Annotated in this window: 18 protein-coding genes and 1 riboswitch; of the genes, 8 read left to right on the top strand and 10 right to left on the bottom strand. The window is 38.5% G+C overall.

Features of this window, described 5'->3' with window-relative positions; all coding sequences use genetic code 11:
- Positions 1 to 2: 2 nt before the first annotated feature.
- The 8 genes from QM017_RS08430 (at position 3) to QM017_RS08395 (ending at position 10,113) form a co-directional block, all read left to right on the top strand.
- Positions 3 to 2,111 (top strand): putative ornithine decarboxylase, encoded by a 2,109-nt coding sequence (locus QM017_RS08430; RefSeq protein WP_282709485.1) that lies wholly within the window; start codon positions 3 to 5, stop codon positions 2,109 to 2,111.
- A gap of 45 nt (positions 2,112 to 2,156) precedes the next feature.
- Complete coding sequence (locus QM017_RS08425) at positions 2,157 to 3,422, top strand: methionine gamma-lyase family protein (RefSeq protein WP_282709484.1); 1,266 nt, start codon at positions 2,157 to 2,159, stop codon at positions 3,420 to 3,422.
- 27 nt (positions 3,423 to 3,449) lie between these two features.
- Positions 3,450 to 4,187, top strand: a complete 738-nt coding sequence (locus tag QM017_RS08420; RefSeq protein WP_282709483.1) for a deoxynucleoside kinase — start codon at positions 3,450 to 3,452, stop codon at positions 4,185 to 4,187.
- Between the two features lie 21 nt (positions 4,188 to 4,208).
- Positions 4,209 to 5,159 (top strand): type II CAAX endopeptidase family protein, encoded by a 951-nt coding sequence (locus tag QM017_RS08415; protein ID WP_282709481.1) that lies wholly within the window; start codon positions 4,209 to 4,211, stop codon positions 5,157 to 5,159.
- Between the two features lie 575 nt (positions 5,160 to 5,734).
- Complete coding sequence (locus tag QM017_RS08410) at positions 5,735 to 7,504, top strand: glycoside hydrolase family 13 protein (protein WP_282709480.1); 1,770 nt, start codon at positions 5,735 to 5,737, stop codon at positions 7,502 to 7,504.
- 192 nt (positions 7,505 to 7,696) lie between these two features.
- A complete protein-coding gene (locus QM017_RS08405) occupies positions 7,697 to 8,527 on the top strand; it encodes a transporter substrate-binding domain-containing protein (protein ID WP_282709479.1) in 831 nt (276 codons plus the stop codon).
- Between the two features lie 20 nt (positions 8,528 to 8,547).
- On the top strand, positions 8,548 to 9,234 hold the full coding sequence (locus QM017_RS08400; RefSeq protein ID WP_282709478.1) for an amino acid ABC transporter permease: 687 nt from the start codon (positions 8,548 to 8,550) through the stop codon (positions 9,232 to 9,234).
- Positions 9,235 to 9,297: 63 nt separating this feature from the next.
- Complete coding sequence (locus QM017_RS08395; protein WP_282709477.1) at positions 9,298 to 10,113, top strand: Cof-type HAD-IIB family hydrolase; 816 nt, start codon at positions 9,298 to 9,300, stop codon at positions 10,111 to 10,113.
- A 92-nt stretch (positions 10,114 to 10,205) separates the two neighbouring features.
- Here the strand turns inward: QM017_RS08395 and QM017_RS08390 are convergent, their stop codons facing one another.
- The 10 genes from QM017_RS08390 to QM017_RS08345 form a co-directional block, all read right to left on the bottom strand.
- A complete protein-coding gene (locus QM017_RS08390) occupies positions 10,206 to 11,465 on the bottom strand; it encodes a C40 family peptidase (protein ID WP_282709476.1) in 1,260 nt (419 codons plus the stop codon).
- Between the two features lie 556 nt (positions 11,466 to 12,021).
- Entirely contained in the window at positions 12,022 to 12,879 is an 858-nt protein-coding gene (nadC, locus tag QM017_RS08385) for a carboxylating nicotinate-nucleotide diphosphorylase (RefSeq protein ID WP_178198062.1), read from the bottom strand.
- A 5-nt stretch (positions 12,880 to 12,884) separates the two neighbouring features.
- Positions 12,885 to 14,066, bottom strand: a complete 1,182-nt coding sequence (locus tag QM017_RS08380) for an MFS transporter (protein WP_282709581.1) — start codon at positions 14,064 to 14,066, stop codon at positions 12,885 to 12,887.
- 250 nt (positions 14,067 to 14,316) lie between these two features.
- Positions 14,317 to 15,099, bottom strand: coding sequence for an SDR family oxidoreductase (locus tag QM017_RS08375; protein ID WP_282709475.1), 783 nt, complete (start codon positions 15,097 to 15,099; stop codon positions 14,317 to 14,319).
- A gap of 81 nt (positions 15,100 to 15,180) precedes the next feature.
- The gene (locus tag QM017_RS08370) at positions 15,181 to 15,723 is read right to left on the bottom strand and encodes a folate family ECF transporter S component (protein ID WP_282709474.1); all 543 of its coding nucleotides are present in this window, start codon (positions 15,721 to 15,723) and stop codon (positions 15,181 to 15,183) included.
- A gap of 61 nt (positions 15,724 to 15,784) precedes the next feature.
- Positions 15,785 to 15,882, bottom strand: a riboswitch (THF riboswitch).
- A gap of 102 nt (positions 15,883 to 15,984) precedes the next feature.
- Positions 15,985 to 17,610 (bottom strand): peptide ABC transporter substrate-binding protein, encoded by a 1,626-nt coding sequence (locus QM017_RS08365; RefSeq protein WP_282709473.1) that lies wholly within the window; start codon positions 17,608 to 17,610, stop codon positions 15,985 to 15,987.
- 187 nt (positions 17,611 to 17,797) lie between these two features.
- The gene (locus QM017_RS08360) at positions 17,798 to 18,598 is read right to left on the bottom strand and encodes a metal ABC transporter permease (protein ID WP_282709472.1); all 801 of its coding nucleotides are present in this window, start codon (positions 18,596 to 18,598) and stop codon (positions 17,798 to 17,800) included.
- Entirely contained in the window at positions 18,598 to 19,257 is a 660-nt protein-coding gene (locus tag QM017_RS08355) for an ATP-binding cassette domain-containing protein (protein WP_178198067.1), read from the bottom strand. Before QM017_RS08355 ends, QM017_RS08360 begins: the two co-directional genes overlap by 1 nt.
- Positions 19,258 to 19,273: 16 nt before the next feature.
- Positions 19,274 to 20,125 carry a zinc ABC transporter substrate-binding protein gene (locus tag QM017_RS08350; RefSeq protein ID WP_282709471.1) on the bottom strand — a complete coding sequence of 284 codons (852 nt, stop codon included), beginning with the start codon at positions 20,123 to 20,125 and terminating at the stop codon, positions 19,274 to 19,276.
- A gap of 389 nt (positions 20,126 to 20,514) precedes the next feature.
- Entirely contained in the window at positions 20,515 to 21,171 is a 657-nt protein-coding gene (locus QM017_RS08345; protein WP_282709470.1) for an HD domain-containing protein, read from the bottom strand.
- Positions 21,172 to 21,189 lie beyond the last annotated feature (18 nt).

Raw genomic sequence — 21,189 nt, 5'->3', positions numbered from 1 at the left:
AGATGAAGATATTAAAAATTGCCGTGCCAGCTACGATGCTAGCTAGTGTTCCTAAAGAATATCAAGCAGTAGCTTTGAGTGCGGAGTTAAATTTAGCAACACTAGCGGCCTTAGGAGTTACGGTTAAAGAACAACAATTGGCGCAAGAATTATGTCAAAAAGCAAAGCTAGATGTGCCAATTGTATTGCTGACAGGTGAACCAAAAAATGATGCAGCTAACCTAGCTAAGGCGGCTAAACGCTATGAAGAACAAAATGTACCAGGATTTTTGCGGGATTTGATTGCTTTTGCCAAGGAGCGGCCGATAAGTTTTACGACACCAGGACATCACAACGGTCAGTATTATAACTTGCATCCGGCTGGTGTAGTATTTAAAGAATTTTTTGGCGATAATATGTTGTACGCTGATACAAGCGATACGGTTGCGCAATTGGGTGATACGATGACGCATCAAGGCACACCTTTAGATGCACAACAACACGCCGCTAAGGTTTATGGGGCCGATAAAGTTTATTTTTGCACGAATGGTACGACAAGCGCCAACACGATTTGCGCAAGTGCATTGCTAGGTGAGGGCGATTTAGTTTTGTTTGATCGCAATAATCACAAATCTTTATACAACAGTGCCTTGATCATGAACAAGGCAACACCAGTTTATGTGCCTACCGACCGCAATGCTTTAGGGTTGATTGGCGAGATGTTACCTAAGTATTTAAACGAGGATTATTTGCGCAAACAAATCCAAAAAGTTGCACCGGATAAGGCTACAAAAAAGCGTCCTTTTAGGCTAGCGGTTTTACAATTAGAGACGTATGATGGCTTGTTTTATTCTGCCAAATGGATTTTAGACAAGATTGGGCATTTATGTGATTATGTCTTGTTTGACTGTGCTTGGGGTGGTTATGAGCAGTTTAGCCCATTATTGGCTGATTTAGCAGCCTTAAACAAAACTTATGGCCCAGATGATCCAGGGATTTTAGTGACACAATCGATTCATAAACAACAAGCAGGCATGGGTCAAGCCTCCCAAATTCTAAAAAAAGATGCACATTTAAAAGGCCAAAAACGCTATGTCGATCACAAGCACTTCAACAATGCATATCTTAAGTATGTAACGTCTAGTTATGCCTATCCGTTATACGCTTCTTTGACGGTTAATGCTTATTTAGCAGGCTCAAAAGCCAATCAGGCAGCTTGGCAAGAACTATTGGAGCTAAGTATAGATTGGCGTAAGCAACTCTTACAAAAATCTAAACTCTTTGTACCATTTGTTCCAAAAGAAATTGACGGGACTTCTTGGCAACAAGTTTCCACAGCCAAATTAGCAAGTGATCCGACTTGTTGGAATTTCAAACCAAATCAACAGTGGCATGGGTTTAAACATATTGCCGCACACCAAGCACGGCTTGATCCGTTTAAGCTGACGATTTGTACACCAGGGGTAGATGTGGTTAATGAAAAATACACCACCAAAGGCATTCCAGGCCCGATTGTGGCACAATATTTAAGCGAAAACAATATCTTAAAGGGCAAAGACGACTTGTATTCGTTGTTGTTCTTATTGACACCAGGTGATGCCAAGCAAGATCTAGATGCGTTATTAGATGCGTTGCTAAAGTTTGAAGAGTTGTATTTTAAGGATGCGGCGTTGAGCGAGGTTTTACCGTTATTGGCTAGTCAGCATGCCAAACGTTATCAAGGCTACACTATTCAACAATTATGTGATGAGATGCATGCTTTTTATAGTCAAAATAAGACGTTTAGGTTGCAACAACGTCTCTTTGCAAAAGAAAATATGCAAGATTACGTGCAAACGCCGGCCAAAGCTGATCGTGCATTCATGCAAAATGACAGCGAGTTATGTACGTTAGAAGATGTGGTTGGACGAATTGCGCTAGAAGGAGCCTTGCCATACCCGCCGGGAGTCTTTATTGTTGCGCCTGGTGAGCGTTGGCAAGCCATCGACCAAAAGTATTTCCAAGTTTTGGTAGGCGCGATGGAAAGATTCGATGGTTTTATTCCTGAAATCCAAGGGGTACACTATTTTACGGATGCTGCCAAAAAAATCCACGTACAAGCAGAAGTTTTACCTTTGAACTTGGACAAATAATGATACAATAAAGAATGGTATAAAAATTGGAGGAGGACTGTGGTAATGATGCCAACATGGATGGAACATTTTCCTAAAGATTTACAAACAAAAATTCAAGAAGTTGAACAACAAATTGCACCACGAATCAAAGAAATCGATGACCAAGTTTTACACAACCAACAACGGGTGTTAAACTTGTTTAGAGAAAATCACGTGGCTGAAGAAGACTTAGTGGGTTCAACTGGTTATGGTTATGACGATCGTGGCCGTGATAAATTAGAAAAGATTTATGCTGAATACTTCAAGACAGAAGATGCAATCGTGCGCCCCCATATTGCTTCGGGTACACATGCGATTTCGACCGCTATTTTTTCATGCTTGCGTCCAGGAGACACGTTGTATTATATGACGGGTATGCCTTATGACACGATTCAAGAAGTCATCGGAGTAGCAGGTGATAATCCAGGCACGATGCTTGAATATGGCATCAAGTTTCGCTACACTCCGTTATTAGAAGATGGTAGCGTTGATTATGCTGTGGTTGAAAAGGTCTTAAAAGAAGACAAAACAATCAAAGTTATCGCAATTCAACGTTCACGTGGCTATGCAACCCGTGATACGTTTACGATTGAAAAGATCAAGCCGATGATTGAATTAGCCAAAAAAGTAGCCCCAGAAGCGGTGGTCTTTATCGATAACTGTTATGGCGAATTTTCCGAAACAGAGGAAGCAACTTTTTATGGAGCTGATTTGATGGCTGGTTCGCTTTACAAAAACGCCGGTGCAGGTATTGCCAAATCAGGTGGCTACATTGTAGGACGCAAAGACTTGATTGCTCAAGCTGGTGCACGTTTGATCGTGCCAGGTGCAGGTAAATACGAAGGGGCAACCTATGCTTACTTGCGTGATTTTTACCAAGGTTTCTTCATGGCGGCACATACAACTGGTGAAGCTATCAAAGGTACGATCTTTACGGCAGCCTTGCTTGAAAAGATGGGTATGGAAGTTTCACCAAAATGGGATGCACCACGTTCTGATATCGTGCAAACCGTTGCTTTTGGCAAGGAAGAACCAATGGTGAAATTCTGTGCGACAATCCAACATTATTCACCAATGAATGCCTTTGTTGATCCAGAACCAAGTTACATGGATGGGTATGAAGACAAGGTTATCATGGCTTCAGGCAGTTTTGTGGAAGGGTCGACTATCGAACTTTCCTCTGATGGTCCGTTACGTCCACCATATGCCTTGTACATCCAAGGTGGTTTGTCATTTGCACACGTTAAGATTGCGATTGCTAATGCGGTTAACGATACTTTTTACAAATAAGCGAATAGAAGGGATGTTTCAGTTATTTTGATCACACTATCTGGCATCATCGGTTCAGGCAAATCAAGTCTAACCGAGATTTTAGCTAATGAATTAGGAACCAAAGCTTATTACGAACCGGTTAAGGATAATCCGGTGTTACCGTTGTTTTATAAGGGTAACGAATTAGCGGCCCAAAAGCGGGCAAACGGACAAAAAGATGCGACTAATCCGTATGCGTATTTGTTGCAGACATACTTTTTAAATCGTCGTTTTGCGATGATTAAAGAAGCGATGCAAGCAGATAATAACATCTTGGATCGTTCGATTTATGAAGACGAGATCTTTATGAAGATGAATACCGAGATGGGCAATGCGACTGAAGTAGAATACCAGATCTACAAGAGCTTGCTAGCCAATATGATGGAAGAACTACCATATGCGGCACAAAAGAAATCACCTGATTTGATGATTACGATTAAAGTTTCATATGAAACAATGCTTAAGCGAATCGAAAAAAGAGGGCGCAGTTATGAATTGATTGAAAAAGATCCATCTTTAATCGATTATTACCATCGCTTGTTAAAGCATTATGATATCTGGATGAAAGAATACAATGCTTCGCCACTTTTAATCATAGACGGGGATAAGTATGATTTTGTGACGAACTTAAACGACCGGATTGTTGTCTTAGAAGAAATTGAAGATACCTTGTATCAAATGGGTAAGCTAAGCAAACAACAAGTTGAAACATTGAGACAACAACATCTTGATTTACTGAAATAATTAAATGAAAGGTGGGATTAGATGAAAGATGATTGGAACTTAGGGGAGTTTAAAGAGTACAATCAAACAATTGGTAAAGTAACCAAGACTATCTTGATTTATTGGGTTACCTTCCAGGTAGGAGCGTTGTTGATTAGCCAATTTATGGTCAACCATGCTTGGTTAAGCGGAAGTAATGTAGCTGCAGTCAAAAACTCAGGCTTACCATATTTTGGGGCGGTAGCAATCTCATTATTTTTTGTTTGGACGTATGTGTCGCCCCAGCTACAAAAAAAGATTTTGGCACCAGGAAGAGTGAAGATGACGAAATTTTCCTTTTTCACGTTGGTGGTCACCTTTATTTTAATCCAGCTCTTGCTAGGGATTTTTGATAGTGTGATTGAAATGGTGCTAAACTTATTTGGCTATAGTGCGCTAGAACAGCTTAAACAAGCGGTTAGCTCAGGGACAACCTGGTCGATGCTAGCATATAGTGCCTTGCTTGCGCCAATCAGTGAGGAATTGGTTTTCAGAGGTTATTTGTTACGTAGCCTAGAAAAATATGGAGCTAAGTTAGCAATCGTTGTTTCAGCGGCAATGTTTGGCTTGATGCATGCTAATATTATGCAAACGCCATTTGCCTTTTGTGTAGGGTTGATTTTAGGTTATGTAGCGTATAATTATGGGATTGTCTGGTCGATTGTACTGCATTTTTGTAATAACTTTGTCATCAGTGGTGTGAGTGACTTTTTAAATAACCACTGGGGCAATTTTGGACAATACATCAATCTAGTGATAAATCTTGCAGCTTGCGTGTGTGCGCTTGTCTTATTGTACAGCGAACGACAAACTATCAAGGATTGGTTGGCACAAAACAAGATTCGTCCAGGCTACATTGAGCGTGCTATTTTTAACTTGCCGATGTTATTGTTTATTATCGTGATAACAATGGTGATGTTTGCAGGTTTGACAACGATAAATATGATGCATTAACGAAAGGAGGCTGGGAAAAAAGTACCAGTCTGGACATAAAAATAGCTGATTGAATTTCTAAAAATGAAATTTGATCAGCTATTTTTCTATTATGTCTATTTTTGGTTCGTTTTTTTGGGGATTTTATCCCTCTTTTTTGGAATAAATACCATAATTTTGATATGTTAATCGCCAGAAGCAACAATCCTAGTTCCTTTCGGACTGCTTTTTCACCTCTAACGTGTACTCGGCGCACGCCAAATTTTTTGACGTGAGCCTTTTTTCTATTGAAGCTGAGTTTTTTTCCAGCCTCTTTTTGTTAGGAAAAAGATTGCGAAACCTAGCAAATTTAAAGTAAAATATAGGTAAATTTTATAAACCGTAGGAACCACGGGGATAGCTTGGTAAACAAGAGATACGCTGTTAGTAAAGAAATAATCTATCAAGTACACTCTTTTCCCAAGAATCTTACGACTTTAGTCATGAGAGGTTCAATGATATTAGCGACAGTTAAACAATTTTAAAGTTTGCTGACTATTGAAAATTGCGTATTGTGGGGATACGCATGATTATAGAGAATTGAAGGATGATGTTAAATGCAAAAAGCGGCTGTTTATCATCGCCCCGATAGTGCGATGGCTTATTTAAAAGATAAAAATACTGTTCAGATCCGCTTGCGTTTGAAACACAGAGATGTTTTAGGGGTGGAACTTTTATATGCCGATCCATATGCGATTCAAGCTGCTGATGGCTTGTGGCATCCAGAAGTGATTGCTATGAAATGCTTGTATCAAAGCGTGGTCGCAGATTATTGGTTAGCAGAGTTTTCTTTGCCAGCCAATCGGCGCTTAGAGTATGCTTTTCATCTCTTAGGACCAGAAGGCGAAGAATATATTTATGATGATCGCAAGTTGCGCCCATATACAGCTGATTGTTTGAAACACGTAGCACCGTTTAAGTTGCCGTATTTTGCAACGGATGATGTCTTAGAAACACCTAAATGGGCGCGTAGTGTTGTTTGGTATGATATCTTTTTGGATAGTTTTGCTAATGGTGATACTAAAAATGACCACGAATCGACCCTTGAATGGGATAGTCAAGAAGCAAACGAGACGAGCTTTTTTGGGGGAGATTTACAAGGAGTCATCGATCGGCTCGATTATCTACAAGAACTAGGAGTCAACGGCTTGTATCTGGGGGCATTATTTGTTGCTTACTCTAATCATAAATTTGATCCGATTGACTTTTATAGTCTAGATCCTACTTTTGGAACTAAAGAAAAGCTCAAAGAGTTGATTTTACAAGCCCATCAGCGTGGAATGAAAGTCATGATTGATGGTGTCTTTCATCATGTGGGTGACTTTTCATTACAATGGCAAGATGTCAAACGTTACGGACGCCAATCCCGCTTTGCCGATTGGTTTTTGATTCATGATTTTCCGCCACATTATGTGCCAACCGATAATCCCCACATTGCTAAAAGCTTATCTTATGAAGTTTTTGCCAACAATCCGCATCTGCCAAAACTCAATACAAAAAATCCCGCAGTTAAAGATTATCTCTTGCAAGTGGCACGCTACTGGCTAGAAAACTTTGATATTGATGCTTGGCATTTGAGTTGTGCCGATGAAGTCGATCACGAATTTTGGCATGAATTTTACCGCCAAGCCAAGCGCATTAAACCAGACGTATGCTTGTTGGGGCAAGTTAAGCAAGATGCTAGTTCACGAATTGAACGACGCGAATTTGATGGGACAACCAACGAAGCTTTGATGGGTATTTTGCGTGATTACTTCATCGAACATGAAATTCCACTAGCCGAGATGATTCATGCTTTAAACGAACAGTTGATGAAGTATCGTGACCAAAACAACCAAGTGATGTTAAATGCCTTAGACAATCGCAATACATTGCGTCTGCTGGCACAATGTGGTGACGATGCCCAGCTTTTACGGGCTTTACTTGCTTTTGTGTTTATGCAACCAGGGATGCCATGTTTATATTATGGTACCGAAATCGGGTTAAGTGGGACACAGCCTTTCGCTAATCGCAACTGCATGAAGTGGAATAAAGAACAACAAGATGAAACTATGCATCGTTTCGTTAAGTTATTGATTTCATTTAGACGTCGTTACAGTGATTTGTTGACGCAAGGTAGCCTTGAATGGGGTCAATGTAACAGTAAGTTTGACTTTTTGAGCTTTACACGGACCTTGGGTAACCGTAAGATTTTTGCGTTATTTAACATGGGATATGGCAGTGTCAAGTTTGTCTTACCTAAAAATGCTAAATTAATCTTGAGCCAAAATTTGCTTGAAGATCAACATCGGGTCGGACAAAATGGTTTTGTGATTATCGAAGCGTAAGTTTAATAAAGATTAAAACGAGGTAGTTTGTACCTCGTTTTTTTGCGTTTTAAAATGTATAAAATTATGTATTTTTGTATTAAATATCTAAAATTTACATTATTATGAATATTTATTATTAAAAATTCGAAAATGGTCTGTATAGTGTTTGTTAATAAATGATTTAGAAAAAAATTAAAGGGAGAAATTATTATGAAACTTAAAAATTTTATGCAGACTGTAGCGTTATTTGGTTTAGCTTTGGTATTGGTAGGGTGTTCCAATAAAAAAGCTGGCCCACAAACTGATAATTCGATTAAAGACATTAAAAAAGCCAAGGTTTTAACGGTAGGAACCTCGGCGGACTTTGAATCATTTGAATTTCCTATCGTTAAAGATGGTAAAAAAGAATTTGTCGGCTATGACATGATGTTAGCTAAAAAGATTGCTGATGAATTAGGTGTGAAGTTAAAAATCGTCAATATCGAATTTCCATCTTTAATTTCTGAATTGAACAACAACAAGGTTGATTTAGTGTTGTCTGGCTTATCTAAGACTAAGAAAAGAGAAAAGGCCGTTGATTTTTCGGACTCATATTACAGTGTTAAAAATGTTTTGTTAGTTAAAAAAGGCGACCAAGATAAATATGACACACTAAAAGCGTTAGCCGGCAAGCAGATTGGAGCACAACAATCAACTACGCAAGAAGAATTAGTTAAAAAGAAAATGCCAGATGCTAACCTTGTTTCTGAATCATTAGTAACTTCTTTAGCGACAGAATTAGCTAACGATAAACTTGACGGTGTCGTGTTGGAAAACGCAACGGCTAATAACTATGCAAAAAAATTTTCTGGTAAGTATGCGGTAGCTAAAGTGCAGTTAACAGATGTTAAGGATGTTGAAGCGTACAGTGTTGCTGTTAAGAAGGGGGATAAAAAGTTAATTAAAGCTGTCAATAAGGTTATTAAACAAGTTAAAGACAGTGGACAAGATGGACAAATGTTAAAAGAAGCGCAAGAACTTCAAAGCAAATACGTTAACTAATTAGAAAGGGGCAAGGATAGATGTTTGATTTCATGTACCAATACTATCCAGCATTCATCGATGGGACGGCACAAACGATCATCATCTCGCTAATCGGTGGCTTTATCGGGACCATTTTAGGGTTGGTTTTGGTGTTGTTTAGAATGTCAAAGGTTAAATTTTTACGTGGCTTTGCACGAGTCTATATCGCAATTGTACGTGGGATGCCTGCGATGATTCAAGTAATGCTGATTTATTATACTTTGTCTAAGTGCATCGAGATTGCTCCGATTCATATTTTAGGATCAAGCCTTGACCGAACTTTGCCAGGCTCACTTGCCTTAGGGTTAAATTCGGCAGCTTATATCGCTGAGATTTTTCGGGCAGGTATTTCTGGAGTTGTAAAAGGGCAGATGGAAGCCGGTTTAAGTCTTAGGTTAAGCCATATCCAAACAATGCGTTTTATCGTCTTGCCCCAAGCTATCCGAACAACATTACCAGCTTTAGGCAATGAATTTATTTCATTAATCAAGGAATCTTCGGTACTTTTTTATATTGGTGTACAAAAAGTTACCGCACAAGCCCTAGGTGTTGGCGGTACATTGTATAATTTTGTAGCGTCATTATTGGTAGCTGCTGGCATTTATTTTGTCTTGACCTTTACTTTTGCTCAACTATTGAGTATTTTAGAAAAGCATTTCGCTAAGAAATATCAAACTTTAGCTTAAAAATGTGAAAACGGTTGTTGAAAGTGAATTGTGCATGTATAATTGTGATGAGGTGATATGTTTATGAATAACATCAAAGTCATCGCATGCGATGCCGACGGAACATTACTCACAAGCACAGGAACCGTTGGAGAAAAGACGGCTGCTGCCATCAAAAAAGCACGCAGCCAAGGTTACTTATTTGGAATTGCCACAGGCCGTGAAAGCCTTAGTGTTAAAGATCAACTTGCTGATTGGGGCTTGGCTGGCCAAGTCGATTTTATCGTAGGTTCGGGTGGCTCAGAATTATGTGATTTGTCCTTGGATAAACAAGAAGATAATTACCCACTTGATGGAGCTTTAATCAAAGAAATCATCAAACATTACGCAGATATGCCGGTAAACTTTGCCATTCCATACCAAGGTTTGCTATATGCGCCTAAAGAAGATGATTTAATCAAGACGCTATCTAAAGAAGATAAGATTGACTACCGAATTGTCGATTTTGATGAATTTTTACAAAAACCAAAGCCTAAGGTGATGATTGTCTTTAATCCAGAAGACATGGATAAAGTTGTAAAACGTGGACAATCATTTTCTAATCCACACTACAAGTCAGCTGCGCTCATCACCACAAGTACCTTGTATGAATTCATGGATCCACGTATTTCTAAGACATTTGGACTAGAAAAGATTCTTAGTTGGCATGATTTGACGATGGATAACCTATGCGCCTTTGGAGATGCCGACAATGATCATGATATGATTCAAAACGCTAAAATTGGTGTCGTGATGGCCAACGGTAGTGAATTAACGAAGAGTGTTGCTAATTTTATTACAGATGATAATGATCACGATGGAATTGCTAATTATATCGAACAAAACTTACTGACTGAGTAAAACTAAAATACACCACATAACCTAGATTATGTGGTGTATTTTTTTAGTATCAAAAACCCCTACGCAAGCGCAGGGGATAATGTTTGTATTAATTAGTTTACGTGTACCGCAAATGAAGGCATGAAGTAAGTCATGTTGCCTGTTGATACGGAACGGCCTGGTTCTGGAGCAGCTAAATAAGTGTTGCCACCCATGTAGATACCTACGTGATATGTGCTACCACGTGAACCCCAGAATAATAAGTCACCAACTTGTGCTTGAGAAACTGGAATAATTGTTCCTGCATTTTCTTGAGCAATTGTGTTACGGCCGATGGACTTGCCAAAGTGTGCGTAAACATATTGAGTTAAACCTGAGCAGTCAAAACCACTAGGAGTAGTTCCGCCCCAAACGTAAGGAACACCGATAAATGTGCTTGCGTATTGAGCGATAGCTGCACCACTGTAAGAAGGTGTTGATACAGATGGTGTAGAAGGTGCAACAGGTTGTTGGACTGTTGTATTTGAACCTGCATTGCTTGAACTTGAGGAGTTCGAGTTAGCAGAGTTGTTTGTATTGTTGTCTGTACTTACAGAAGGTGTACTTTGAACTGGGGCGTCTACTTGCACATCTTCTTGAACAGAGTCAACAACATCTTCAACTGTTGTTGATTGTTGTGTTTCTTCTTGAGCTGTAGGATTCTTAGTTGGGTCATTAATAATTAATGTTTGACCAATTTGTAAAGTAGCGCCTAAGACATTAGATTGACGCAAGGATTCAACCGTAACGCCATAAGCTTGAGCGATTATGTAAAGCGAATCGCCTTCTTTAACTGTATAAGAAACATGGTTAGCAGAGATAACCGGTGTTTGTGTTTGTTCTTCTTGAACAGGTGGTTGTGTTTCTTGTGTTGGTGTTTGAACCGTTGTTTCTGGAATAGAAACAGATTGTTGAACATTTTGTGCTTGGCCAGTAACCTTTAAGACATCACCAGGATGGATGATGAAAGCATCTGCTGCCAAACCATTCAATGAACGTAATTGATCTACAGAAACGCCGTGAGCTTTAGCGATTGCCCATAAGGTATCGCCAGCTTTAACAGTCACTTGATTTGTTGTAGCAGTATCAGTTGTTGAACCGCTAGTAGGAATCGTCAAAGTTTGACCAACAAAAATCAAATGAGAATTGCCATCAATGTTATTAGCTTTTTCGAGATCTGCAATTGAGACACCGTACTTTTGAGATAAATCCCAGATCGTATCGTTTTTGACAACTTTATGTGTTGTATCAGCGTTTGCAGTGGCGCTTGTCGCTAATAACAAACCAGCTGCTCCTACAGTACCGACAAGCAACGATTTTGCTGAATGATTCAAATGATTTCACTCCCTAATTTTTCAAATTTAAAGAAACATGTAACATGTGTAGATTAATTCCATAATGCTATTATATCCTTAAAATGACACTAGTGAACGTTAAAAAATGTTACAAATTGCAGTTTTTTGTAACAAAAGGCGCATAACCCCTATGAAACCATTGTTTATGAAGACTTTATTTTAATTTGCGAACGAAATGAGAACTTATATTTCGGTTAGCTATAGTTGATAATACAAGGTTTTTGTGTCAATAGTAAATTTTAGTAATCACTACAAATGTTACAAAAATGTTACTAAATTATTAAGGTGAGTAATATTTCGAAAAATTATTATGCCAAGGTTTTGTGAACCTGTCTAAACTTCTAATAAAAGAATTTTTAAAAATAATGTTACAAAAATGTAAAATTATACAAAGATAATTTGTGCTTTTTTGCACAGGAGCAAAAAAGCGGGAGTTTGATAGCTAAGTTAGTCTTATTTATGCAAATTTTAGGGTATATTTTATAAAAGCCACGAAATACTCATCAACAGATGGGTTTTCGTGGCTTAGTCAAAACTATTTAGTTAAGGGGTTGTCTGCTTTGATTGCATCTGTTAATAAAAAGCTAATATCAAATACCGCTACTTCATTAGTCAAGCATCCAAGCGATAAGAAATTAGCCCCACAGCCCTTAAATTGTGGTAGTGTTTCAGCGTTGATACCACCTGAAGCTTCAATCTTGATATGTTCAGGTACGAGTTTTCTCCATTCTTTGATTACTTCTGGAGGTTGATTATCAAACATGATGACTTCAACATCAGCTGCGATAGCTTGAAGTAGTTGTTCTTTGGTTTCAACTTCGACTTCGATTGGAGTTAACGGCCCTTGTTTTTGACGAATGCAAGCGACAGCTGTAGCAATACTGTGGCCACAAGCAGCGATGTGATTGTCTTTTAACATGATTGCTCCGGTTAGGTCGAAACGATGATTATGTCCGCCTCCACAGCTGACTGCATATTTATCAAACATCCGCAAACCAGGCAACGTTTTGCGTGTATCCGTGAGTTTGATGGTTGGATCATTTAGTTTAGCGTTTAAATAATGTGTTTTAGTTGCGATCGCACTCATGCGTTGGAGTAAGTTTAAGATGACACGTTCTCCGCCTAAGACACTTGCAGCTAAGCCTTTAACTTGCCCGATTTTGGTCCCTTTAGTTACCTTGCTACCATCGGCTATTAAGGGAGTATAAGTGGCGTTTCCTAAAAGTTCATAAGTAGCACTAGGAATTTGTTGGCCACAGATTATCCCATCTTCTTTGGCGATAAAATAACCATTGATTTCTTGTTGTGGTAACCAAATGGAATTTAAATCCGCAATACCAAAGTCTTCTTTTAAAAATTCTGCCATTTTTTCTTTGACTAAAAAGTTGTTCATTAGTATCAATCCTCATCATGCAAATTTTCAGGTACGATTAAGACACAAAGCGCACCGATTAATAAAGAAAGCATGAAAATATTAAAGACGCTATTAACCGAAACGCTATGGTCGATTAAGATACCAACTAACAAAGGTCCAACGACTGCACCGATTCTACCGATACCTTGTGCTAAGCCCGTCATAGTTCCTCTGACGTTGTTGTGATAAAGTTGTGGAGTTAATGCGATGATAGCACCATAAGCCCCTAGGTTGAAAAATGATAAGACACAACCGGCTAAAATCGTCAATAAAGCACCAGAAACATGTCCAAACCATAAAGCACCAACCGCTGTTCCCGCCATGTAAATGGCAAAGACGTAACGGACCTTGATCTTGCTACTCAACCAAGCTGCCACAAAATATCCTGGAAGTTGGGCGACTACAATAATTGTTGAGTAACCAAAACCTTCGACAACATCATTTCCGCGTGCCGCTAAGATGCTTGGCAACCACATGAACATTCCATAATAGCTAAACATGACCATAAACCAAGCAATCCAAAGAAGTGGAGTATGCCAAGTAAACGATTGTTTCAAGGCATCTAAGCCATTAAGTGTTGCTAGTGATGTTTTTTGTTTGCTGATATCTTCTACGTGTTTACGTACGACTAGTGCAAAAAAGGCACTAAATGCCGTTAAAATCAATAAGCCACGCCAGCCTAAAACAGGGCTAAGCAAAAAGGAGAGGGCCGCTGCGACTAACCAACCAACTGCCCAAAAGCTGTCGGCTAAAATCAACATTTTAGAACGATCTTTGGCACTGTATAAGTCTGCAACATAAGTAGCTGCTACGGGTAGTTCGCCTCCTAAACCTAAACCAACGATAAAACGAATTACCAAAAAGCTATAAAACCCAGGACTCAATGCTAAAAAGAAGTTTCCTAACGAAAAAACTAAGATACTCAAGACAAGTGCATGACTGCGACTCGTTTTGTCTGCGAGACGACCGAATAAGAAACCTCCAAAAATCATTCCAATAGAACTAACGGAGCTAACTAAGCCTGTTTGAGATTCACTTAAAAGCCATTCTTTGTGGATTAGTGGCATGATGTAAGATAATAAGCCGACATCTAAAGCATCAAACATCCAAGCCGTGCCAATGATCATAAAGATAAAAAGAGTAGATTTTTTCTGTGTATTGCTAATTTGCACGTAAATACACGCCTTTCTTTGAGATTAAAAGTAACAATTACTTTTAAAAGGGTATAAAAATAAAATTTACTTTAATTTGCGCGCGATAATTAAGTAAAAAATACTTTTAAACAAGAATAGCACTCACTCACATAAAATTCAAGCGATATTAAAAAAATGCGTTTACAATTAAAAAGAAAAATAAAAAATCCGCTATGTTTGACGGATTTTACTTTTAAACAACTTTAGTATTATCGATGCTAGATTATTTAACCTTATTGATGCGATAGGCTAAGCGGGCCATGAATTTGCGGGAGAACAAACGTGCACCAAGGTTGACGCTTTGAGCAATCCCACCGCAGTATTTGAGGCTTTTTTTCTGCATAGCTGCTTGATAACCTGCTTGTGCAACGCTTTGCGCATCCATGATTGGAAGGCGTTTGAACATACAAGAATTGTTTAAACCAGCATTATTAGCGAAGTTTGTTGCCACAGGGCCAGGGCATAAGGCTGTTACCGCTACACCAGTATGCTTTAATTCAAGACTTAGCGCTTGTGAAAAGGCCAAGACAAAGTTTTTAGAAGCATAATACAAGTTTAATTCTGGGCCAGCCAACATTCCTGCACATGAAGCAATGTTAAGGATGCGTCCGTCATGATTGTGTTTCATGTGATTACCAAACAAGAAACTCAACTCACAAACAGCGGTGATGTTTAGCCGTAAAAGTTCTTCGCTTTGTTGCCATGGCGTACCTAAAAACTTACCACTAATCACAATACCGGCGTTGTTGACTAAAAAGTCAATGTTAAGCTCTTGATTTTCGATTAATTCACGGTAAAGTTCAACGCACGCACCTTCTTTAGTTAGATCGCAAGGGTAAGCTAGTGCCTTGACCCGATAATTCATGCTTAAAATCTCTTGCAGTTCGGTTAACCGCTTTTTGTTTCTAGCTACCAAGATGACATTGTGGCCGTTTTGTGCGAGAATTTGTGCCATTTCAAAGCCGATGCCGCTTGAAGCGCCGGTGATTAATGCGTATTTTTCCATCCAATCACGTCCTTACTTAATTTACCTTTATTATACCATTTTTGAGCAATAAAAAAACAAGCCAGTGTATGGCTTGCTTTATTAGCTATAAGATTCTGGACGAGTGTGCTCAATCTTGACAATAGCATTTAACACGATGACACCAATCAAGGTTTCAATCGGCCACATAATCAAGTTTTTAGGCACACGTACGACTAACAATGACCATAATGGTGCGTGGTACAAAATATGAATCCAAAGTGTTGTCAATAAAATATTTGAAACTAACGATTGGATAAACTCATAGATCAAGACGCGTTGCCAGCTGATTTTTTGTTGGTAAAAGAATGCTCCGGCTAATACACCGCTTAGGAAAGCAGAAAAAGTAAAGCCGATAAAAAAGTTACCACCAGTCGCAAAAATCGTGTTGGCGATTAAATCATAGATAACCATTGCGACTCCACCAAGCCAAGGACCTAGGTAATAGCCGACAAGTATCGTACCAACAAAGCCAAAACTAACTTTAACTAGCGATTCTGAGCCGATTGAAAACTTGCTTAAGATAACCTTTAAAGCAATCAATAAAGCCGCGATCGCAATTATGCGTACCGTCAGTTTAGGACTTTTCCATGTGAGTTTTGACATTAAAACATCTCCCAAAATTTATTTTGAAAGGAGACAAGCACCAGGAATTATTTAATTGATTTTTGGTGAATGCGGAGAAATAAGCGCAGAAACAGCGTCTTTCTATCGGTGTTCACATTCCGTTCCACCGATCCTTAACGTTAAATCTCCTACCCCTAACCATGAAATTATAACATTAATGTAGTCTAAAAGCTAGTCTAAAAGCTAGTCTGAAAGCTTCACGCAAAAAACTCTAAGGTCAAAAAACCTTAGAGTTTTTAACTATTTAAAATAAACGTTTTTCCAGTTATTAGTTATTCCGGCTGTATTTTGAATCAAGCCTTTAACATCAGGCCGAATCATTTGTGGGGTGTTGATTTGAACTAATGGCACTACACCTTGGTCTTCATTTAATAGTTTAGAAGCAGCAACCAAATCATCCCAACGTTTTGCAGGATCGGTTGCATCGGTTGTCTTAGATGCAGTGATCAACTTGTCGTAATCTGCATTTTTCCATTTACCAAAGTTGTAGCTGTTGTTAGAGGTAAACATATCTAAAAAGCTGATTGGATCGGAGAAGTCCGCTTGCCAACTAGAAACTACGACTTCAAAATCGGTATTTTGTGAACGTGTGACCCGCGTTTTAAATGGAACGTTTTCTACGGTAACTTTTGTGCCTGGCAAGTTAGCTTCGATTTGACTTTGCAAGTATTCTGTAATCTTTTTGCTTGCATCAGTATCGTCACCTAAAAGGGTGAAACTAAGGCTGTCTTTGCCGATTTCTTTAAGTCCTTCTTGTAAGAGCTGTTGAGCCTTTTTCTTGTTATAAGTCGTACCAACAGAAGTTTTAGCTGCATTGACAAAATCTACGCCATCACGACTGGCTAAACCAGAAGAAACTACGCTTTTAGCAGGAGTTGAGCCCCCGCCAATTACGGTATTAGCCAAAGGTTTACGGTTGATTGCATAAGAGATAGCTTGGCGAATCTTTTGATTTTGGAAGATTGGCATTGTTTGGTTGAATTCTAAGTAGTTTGTTCGTGCTTGCTTTAAGACGGTATAACCACTTTGATTTTTCAATTGGCGTGCTTGTTCGGCACTTAAGTTGGTTTGATCGAGTTTGTTAGCTTGATACAAGTTATAAGAAGTTGTAGTACTCTTGGTAACTTGGAAATTGATTTGTTTTAATTTTACATTTTTCTTGTCCCAATAGCTGTTGTTTTTAACGAGTTTCCATTTGAGGTTAGAGCCATCCCAACCAACCATCTTAAATGGTCCGTTATAAACCATGTATTTAGCGGCTGTACCATATTTATCGCCGTATTTTTCAACGGCTTTTTGGTTTTGTGGGAAAAAGACATCAAAGCCCATCAATAATTTGAAATAAGGAATTTGTTTTTCTAATGTTACGACCAACTTGTATTTGCCTTGGGCTTTAACGCCTAAGGTTTCAGGTGCTTTGGTTCCTGCCATGATGTCGTTAGCATTTTTAATTCCGTCAAATAAATAAGCGTAAGAAGAGGCTGTCTTAGGATCGACCGTACGCTGCCAAGAATAAACGAAGTCTTGTGCAGTCACAGGATCACCGTTAGACCACTTGTTATTAGAACGTAAGGTAAATGTATAGGTCAAGCCATCATCAGAGACTGTTGTCTTTTTAGCCATACCCGATTCAATCTTAGAGTTTTTACCTAAACGATAAAGACCTTCTAGCGTGTTGCTGACCATGTCACCACCATAAGTATCGGTAACTTTAGAAGGATCGATTGTAGACAGTTCAGATGGGATGCTCCAGTTTAAGGCTTTCTTGGAGCTAGCGGCACTGGCACTAGCAGGAATAAGTAAGTTGACCGTTAGGCTAGAACAAGCTAAGATAGTCCCGGTTACAAGCAATTTTTTAAGTTTCATAGACACACTCTCCTTTTTAGGTAAATTATAGAATGATTAGATTGTTATAAATTATATGGTTAAAAGATTAAAAAATCAAGAGAAAAAATTAACTTTTTTTTAAAAATGTTCCCGTGAAGCTGATAACGTGCAGTTTTTGGGGATTGAAAATAAATTAAAAACCCTCGCTTTTTTGCGAGGGTTAAGGCTAATTATGTGTATTTGCTAGATATTCTTTTAATAGGGCACTGCCATAAATTAAAGCTTCAATCAAAGTAATAAAGAAGCTGACCGGCCAGTCGGTTAAATAACTTAAATAAAGCCCTAACCAGATACCAAACAAGGCAAATGCAATGTTTAAGCCAATCATTTTGTAAAGTGAATGGGTGTAGTATTTAGCCGCCGAAGCTGGAATCGTCAATAAAACAAAGATAAGTAACGAACCCACGATTTGCGCTGTAATACTGATGGTCAAAGCTAATAAGACTAAAAAGATAACCGAGATTAATTGGTTGAAACGTTGGTTGAACTCTGCGCCTTGTGCATCAAATGAATTATAGGCCAGTTTGCGAAATAATACACCGATGACTACAAGCAAAACGATACTTAACAAGACTAAGGTCAACAGATTATCACGATTGATGCCAACGATGCTTCCAAACAAGATGCTTGTTGCATAACTAGTTTGCTTATCTGAAAGAGATAAAAACAAGATGCCTAAACCAAGAAAGATCCCTGAAAAAACACTGATAGATGCTTCACGTCGGCCTAAACGTTGACCAGATAAGCCGATGAAAATAGCACTGGCACAAGTAAAAGTCAACATACCAAGCAACGGGGAAATCCCAGCAAAAACACCAAACGAAGCACCCGAAAAGCCGATTTCAGATAAGGTGTGGGTGAAAAATGACGTTTGGCGTGCGACAACAAAAACGCCCATTATGCCACAGATAAGGGCAATAAAAATCCCCGAGATAAATGCATAGCGCATGAAATCATATTGAAACATCAGCTTTGTGCCTCCTTTTTGATGAGTGTGCATGTTTGATTAGCTAAATGTAGCTCATAATCAGCGTATTGTGCCAATAATTCAGGGTCATGAGTGATGAAGATGACCGTTAAGCCATGTTCACGCATGCTTTTACGTAGCAATGACAACAACTCATGTTTTGAGGTTTGATCGAGATTAGCAGTTGCTTCATCTAAAATTAATAGTTTTGGATCGGCACACAAAGCTTGTGCAAGATAGGTCCGTTGTTTTTCGCCCCCAGAAGCTTTGCCTAAAGGCTGTTTAGCTAACTTAGTTAATTTAGTTTCAGCTAAGATTTGCATGACTTTATCTTTGGCTTGTTTATTGTTCCAAGGCCAGAAACATTTTTTGATACCGAACTTGACAAAATCAGCCACACAAAGAGGATATTCGTCATCTATGCTGCGTAATTGAGGCACATATTGTACCTGATCGCGACTGATATCAAAATGTGTGTGGACTTGATGACCGTGTTCTAAGTCTTCTAATAGGTGTTTGATCAAAGTTGTTTTGCCCACACCATTTTCGCCTGTGATACAAGTCAAGGCGTTTTTGGGAATCTCAAAGCGTAAATCATTAAAAAGACGCCGACCAGGGATATCGAGGTTAAGTCCTGTTACTTTGAGGATACTGTCCATTTTATTTCACTTCCAATTATTTTTGTAACTTAAGAATTTGTTCATATTGTGCAGTCATCCATTGAATGTAGCTGTGATCTTTAGGGAGTGTTTCTGTAACTTCAACTACTGGAACATCGGATTTTTGACACAACTCAATCATGTTTTGGATGACTTTGCTATCGCTTTGCTTGTTAGCAACGAAAAAGGCAATTTTTTTGTTCTTGATATCGTTTTGAAGGTGTTTGATATCAGAGTAAGAAGGATCTGCGCCTTCTTCGGTTGCTTTGGCAAAATGTTGATTAGCAATCTTAAAGCCCATTGCTTTTAAGGCATAATCAAAAACAGGTTCGCTAACAGCTACTTTTTGGTTGTTGGCAGTCTTTTTAATTTGGGCTAATTTTTGGTTGAGTTCGTTGAGTTGTTTAATGTATTTTTTAGCGTTGGCGCTGTATTGTTTTTTGTGTTTAGGATCTAGTTTACCATATTGTTTGGCTAAATATGTTGCAGTTTTAGCCATAGTTTGAGGCTTGTACCACAAATGTTCGTTAGCGCCGTCTTTGGCATGCATGATGGTTTGAACCGAGATGTATTTTTTGCCACCAAGTTTTTTAACCCAAGTATCATAGCCCATGCCGTTATATAAGACTAAATCACTTTTGGCAACGAGTTTAGCTGTTTTAGTCGTTGGCTCAAAATCATGTGGATCAATGTTAGGACTGTTGATGATTGAAGTGACGGTTGCGTATTTACCGGCAACTTTTTTGGCAACTTCGCCGTAAAAATCGGTGGTAGTCACGATATTTAACTTAGTATCCTTGGCATGTGCGCTTGGGGCGAATAAAAAACTAGTAAGTAACAATACTAAAGTATAGATGATTTTTTTCATGTAGATTTATGCTCTCCTTTATTGAGTAATGATTACTGTTTAGTATCTTAGGGGAAAAAGCTTGTTGTGTCAAGTGTTTTTGCGAGCTAAATGTTGTTCATTACGATTTAGAAAATAGTAAAAAGTTATTATTTAAGTATTTGTTAAAAACATATTACGATTTAAAAAAAACTCCACGACGTAATGCCGTGGAGAAAAAGGAGTATGTTATATAGCAAAATCAGTTAGTCAAAGGACGCTAACATTGATTTTTTAGAAGAAGAGACATGTGTAACATATCTCGGAGTTTTAATTATCAGGTTATGTTTAGGATAATAAACGATAATTCTTAAATAATAGTCACGAAAGTAGTTAAAAAAGACTAGCGATTTATTTAAAAAAAGCTAAAGCTAACGTTGGCCATCCCATTCCGCTTTGAATTCACTCAAAAAATCAAGCATGACTTGATGACGGTGGGCAGCTAATTTGCGTGCGGCTGAAGTGTTTAATTTATTTTTGAGTAAGAGAAGTTTTTCATAGAAATGATTGATGATCGTTTCGTTATCTAAATTGCGATATTCTTCTTTACTCATGTTTTGGCGTGGCTTCATTGTCGGATCATAGATTTTTTCATGATGTGCTCCACCAAAATAAATGGCACGTGTGATACCAATTGCACCAATTGCATCAAGCCAATCGGCGTCTTGGACGATTTGTCCTTCTATAGGTAAATTAACTTCTTGTTCTAGTGAATGGGCAAACGACATGTGTGTGATGATGTCTTCGATGGCTGTGATTTGTGTAGCATCTAAATCAAGCGCAACCAAGAATTCTTTGAGTTTTGCCAGTTGCGTGGCTGGATTTGCAAATAATTTATCATCGATTACATCGTGTAAATAAGCGGCACTCAAAGCGATGAAAAGATCAAAATCACATTCCTGATGTAACTTTTCAACTAAAGAAGCCACACGTTTAAGATGCGCCAAGTCATGACCGGTTTTATCGTTTGCTAGTGCAACAGAAGCGTAAGAAATAATTTGAGTTAATTGTTGTTCTTGTTTAGTCATTAATAAAATACCTCTTAA

Origin of the sequence: Ligilactobacillus sp. Marseille-Q7487, assembly GCF_949152225.1 — a bacterium.
In the GTDB taxonomy this organism is placed as follows: domain Bacteria; phylum Bacillota; class Bacilli; order Lactobacillales; family Lactobacillaceae; genus Ligilactobacillus.
The sequence above is the reverse complement of the archived record's forward strand: the minus strand, read 5'-3'. Positions and strand labels throughout refer to the sequence as shown.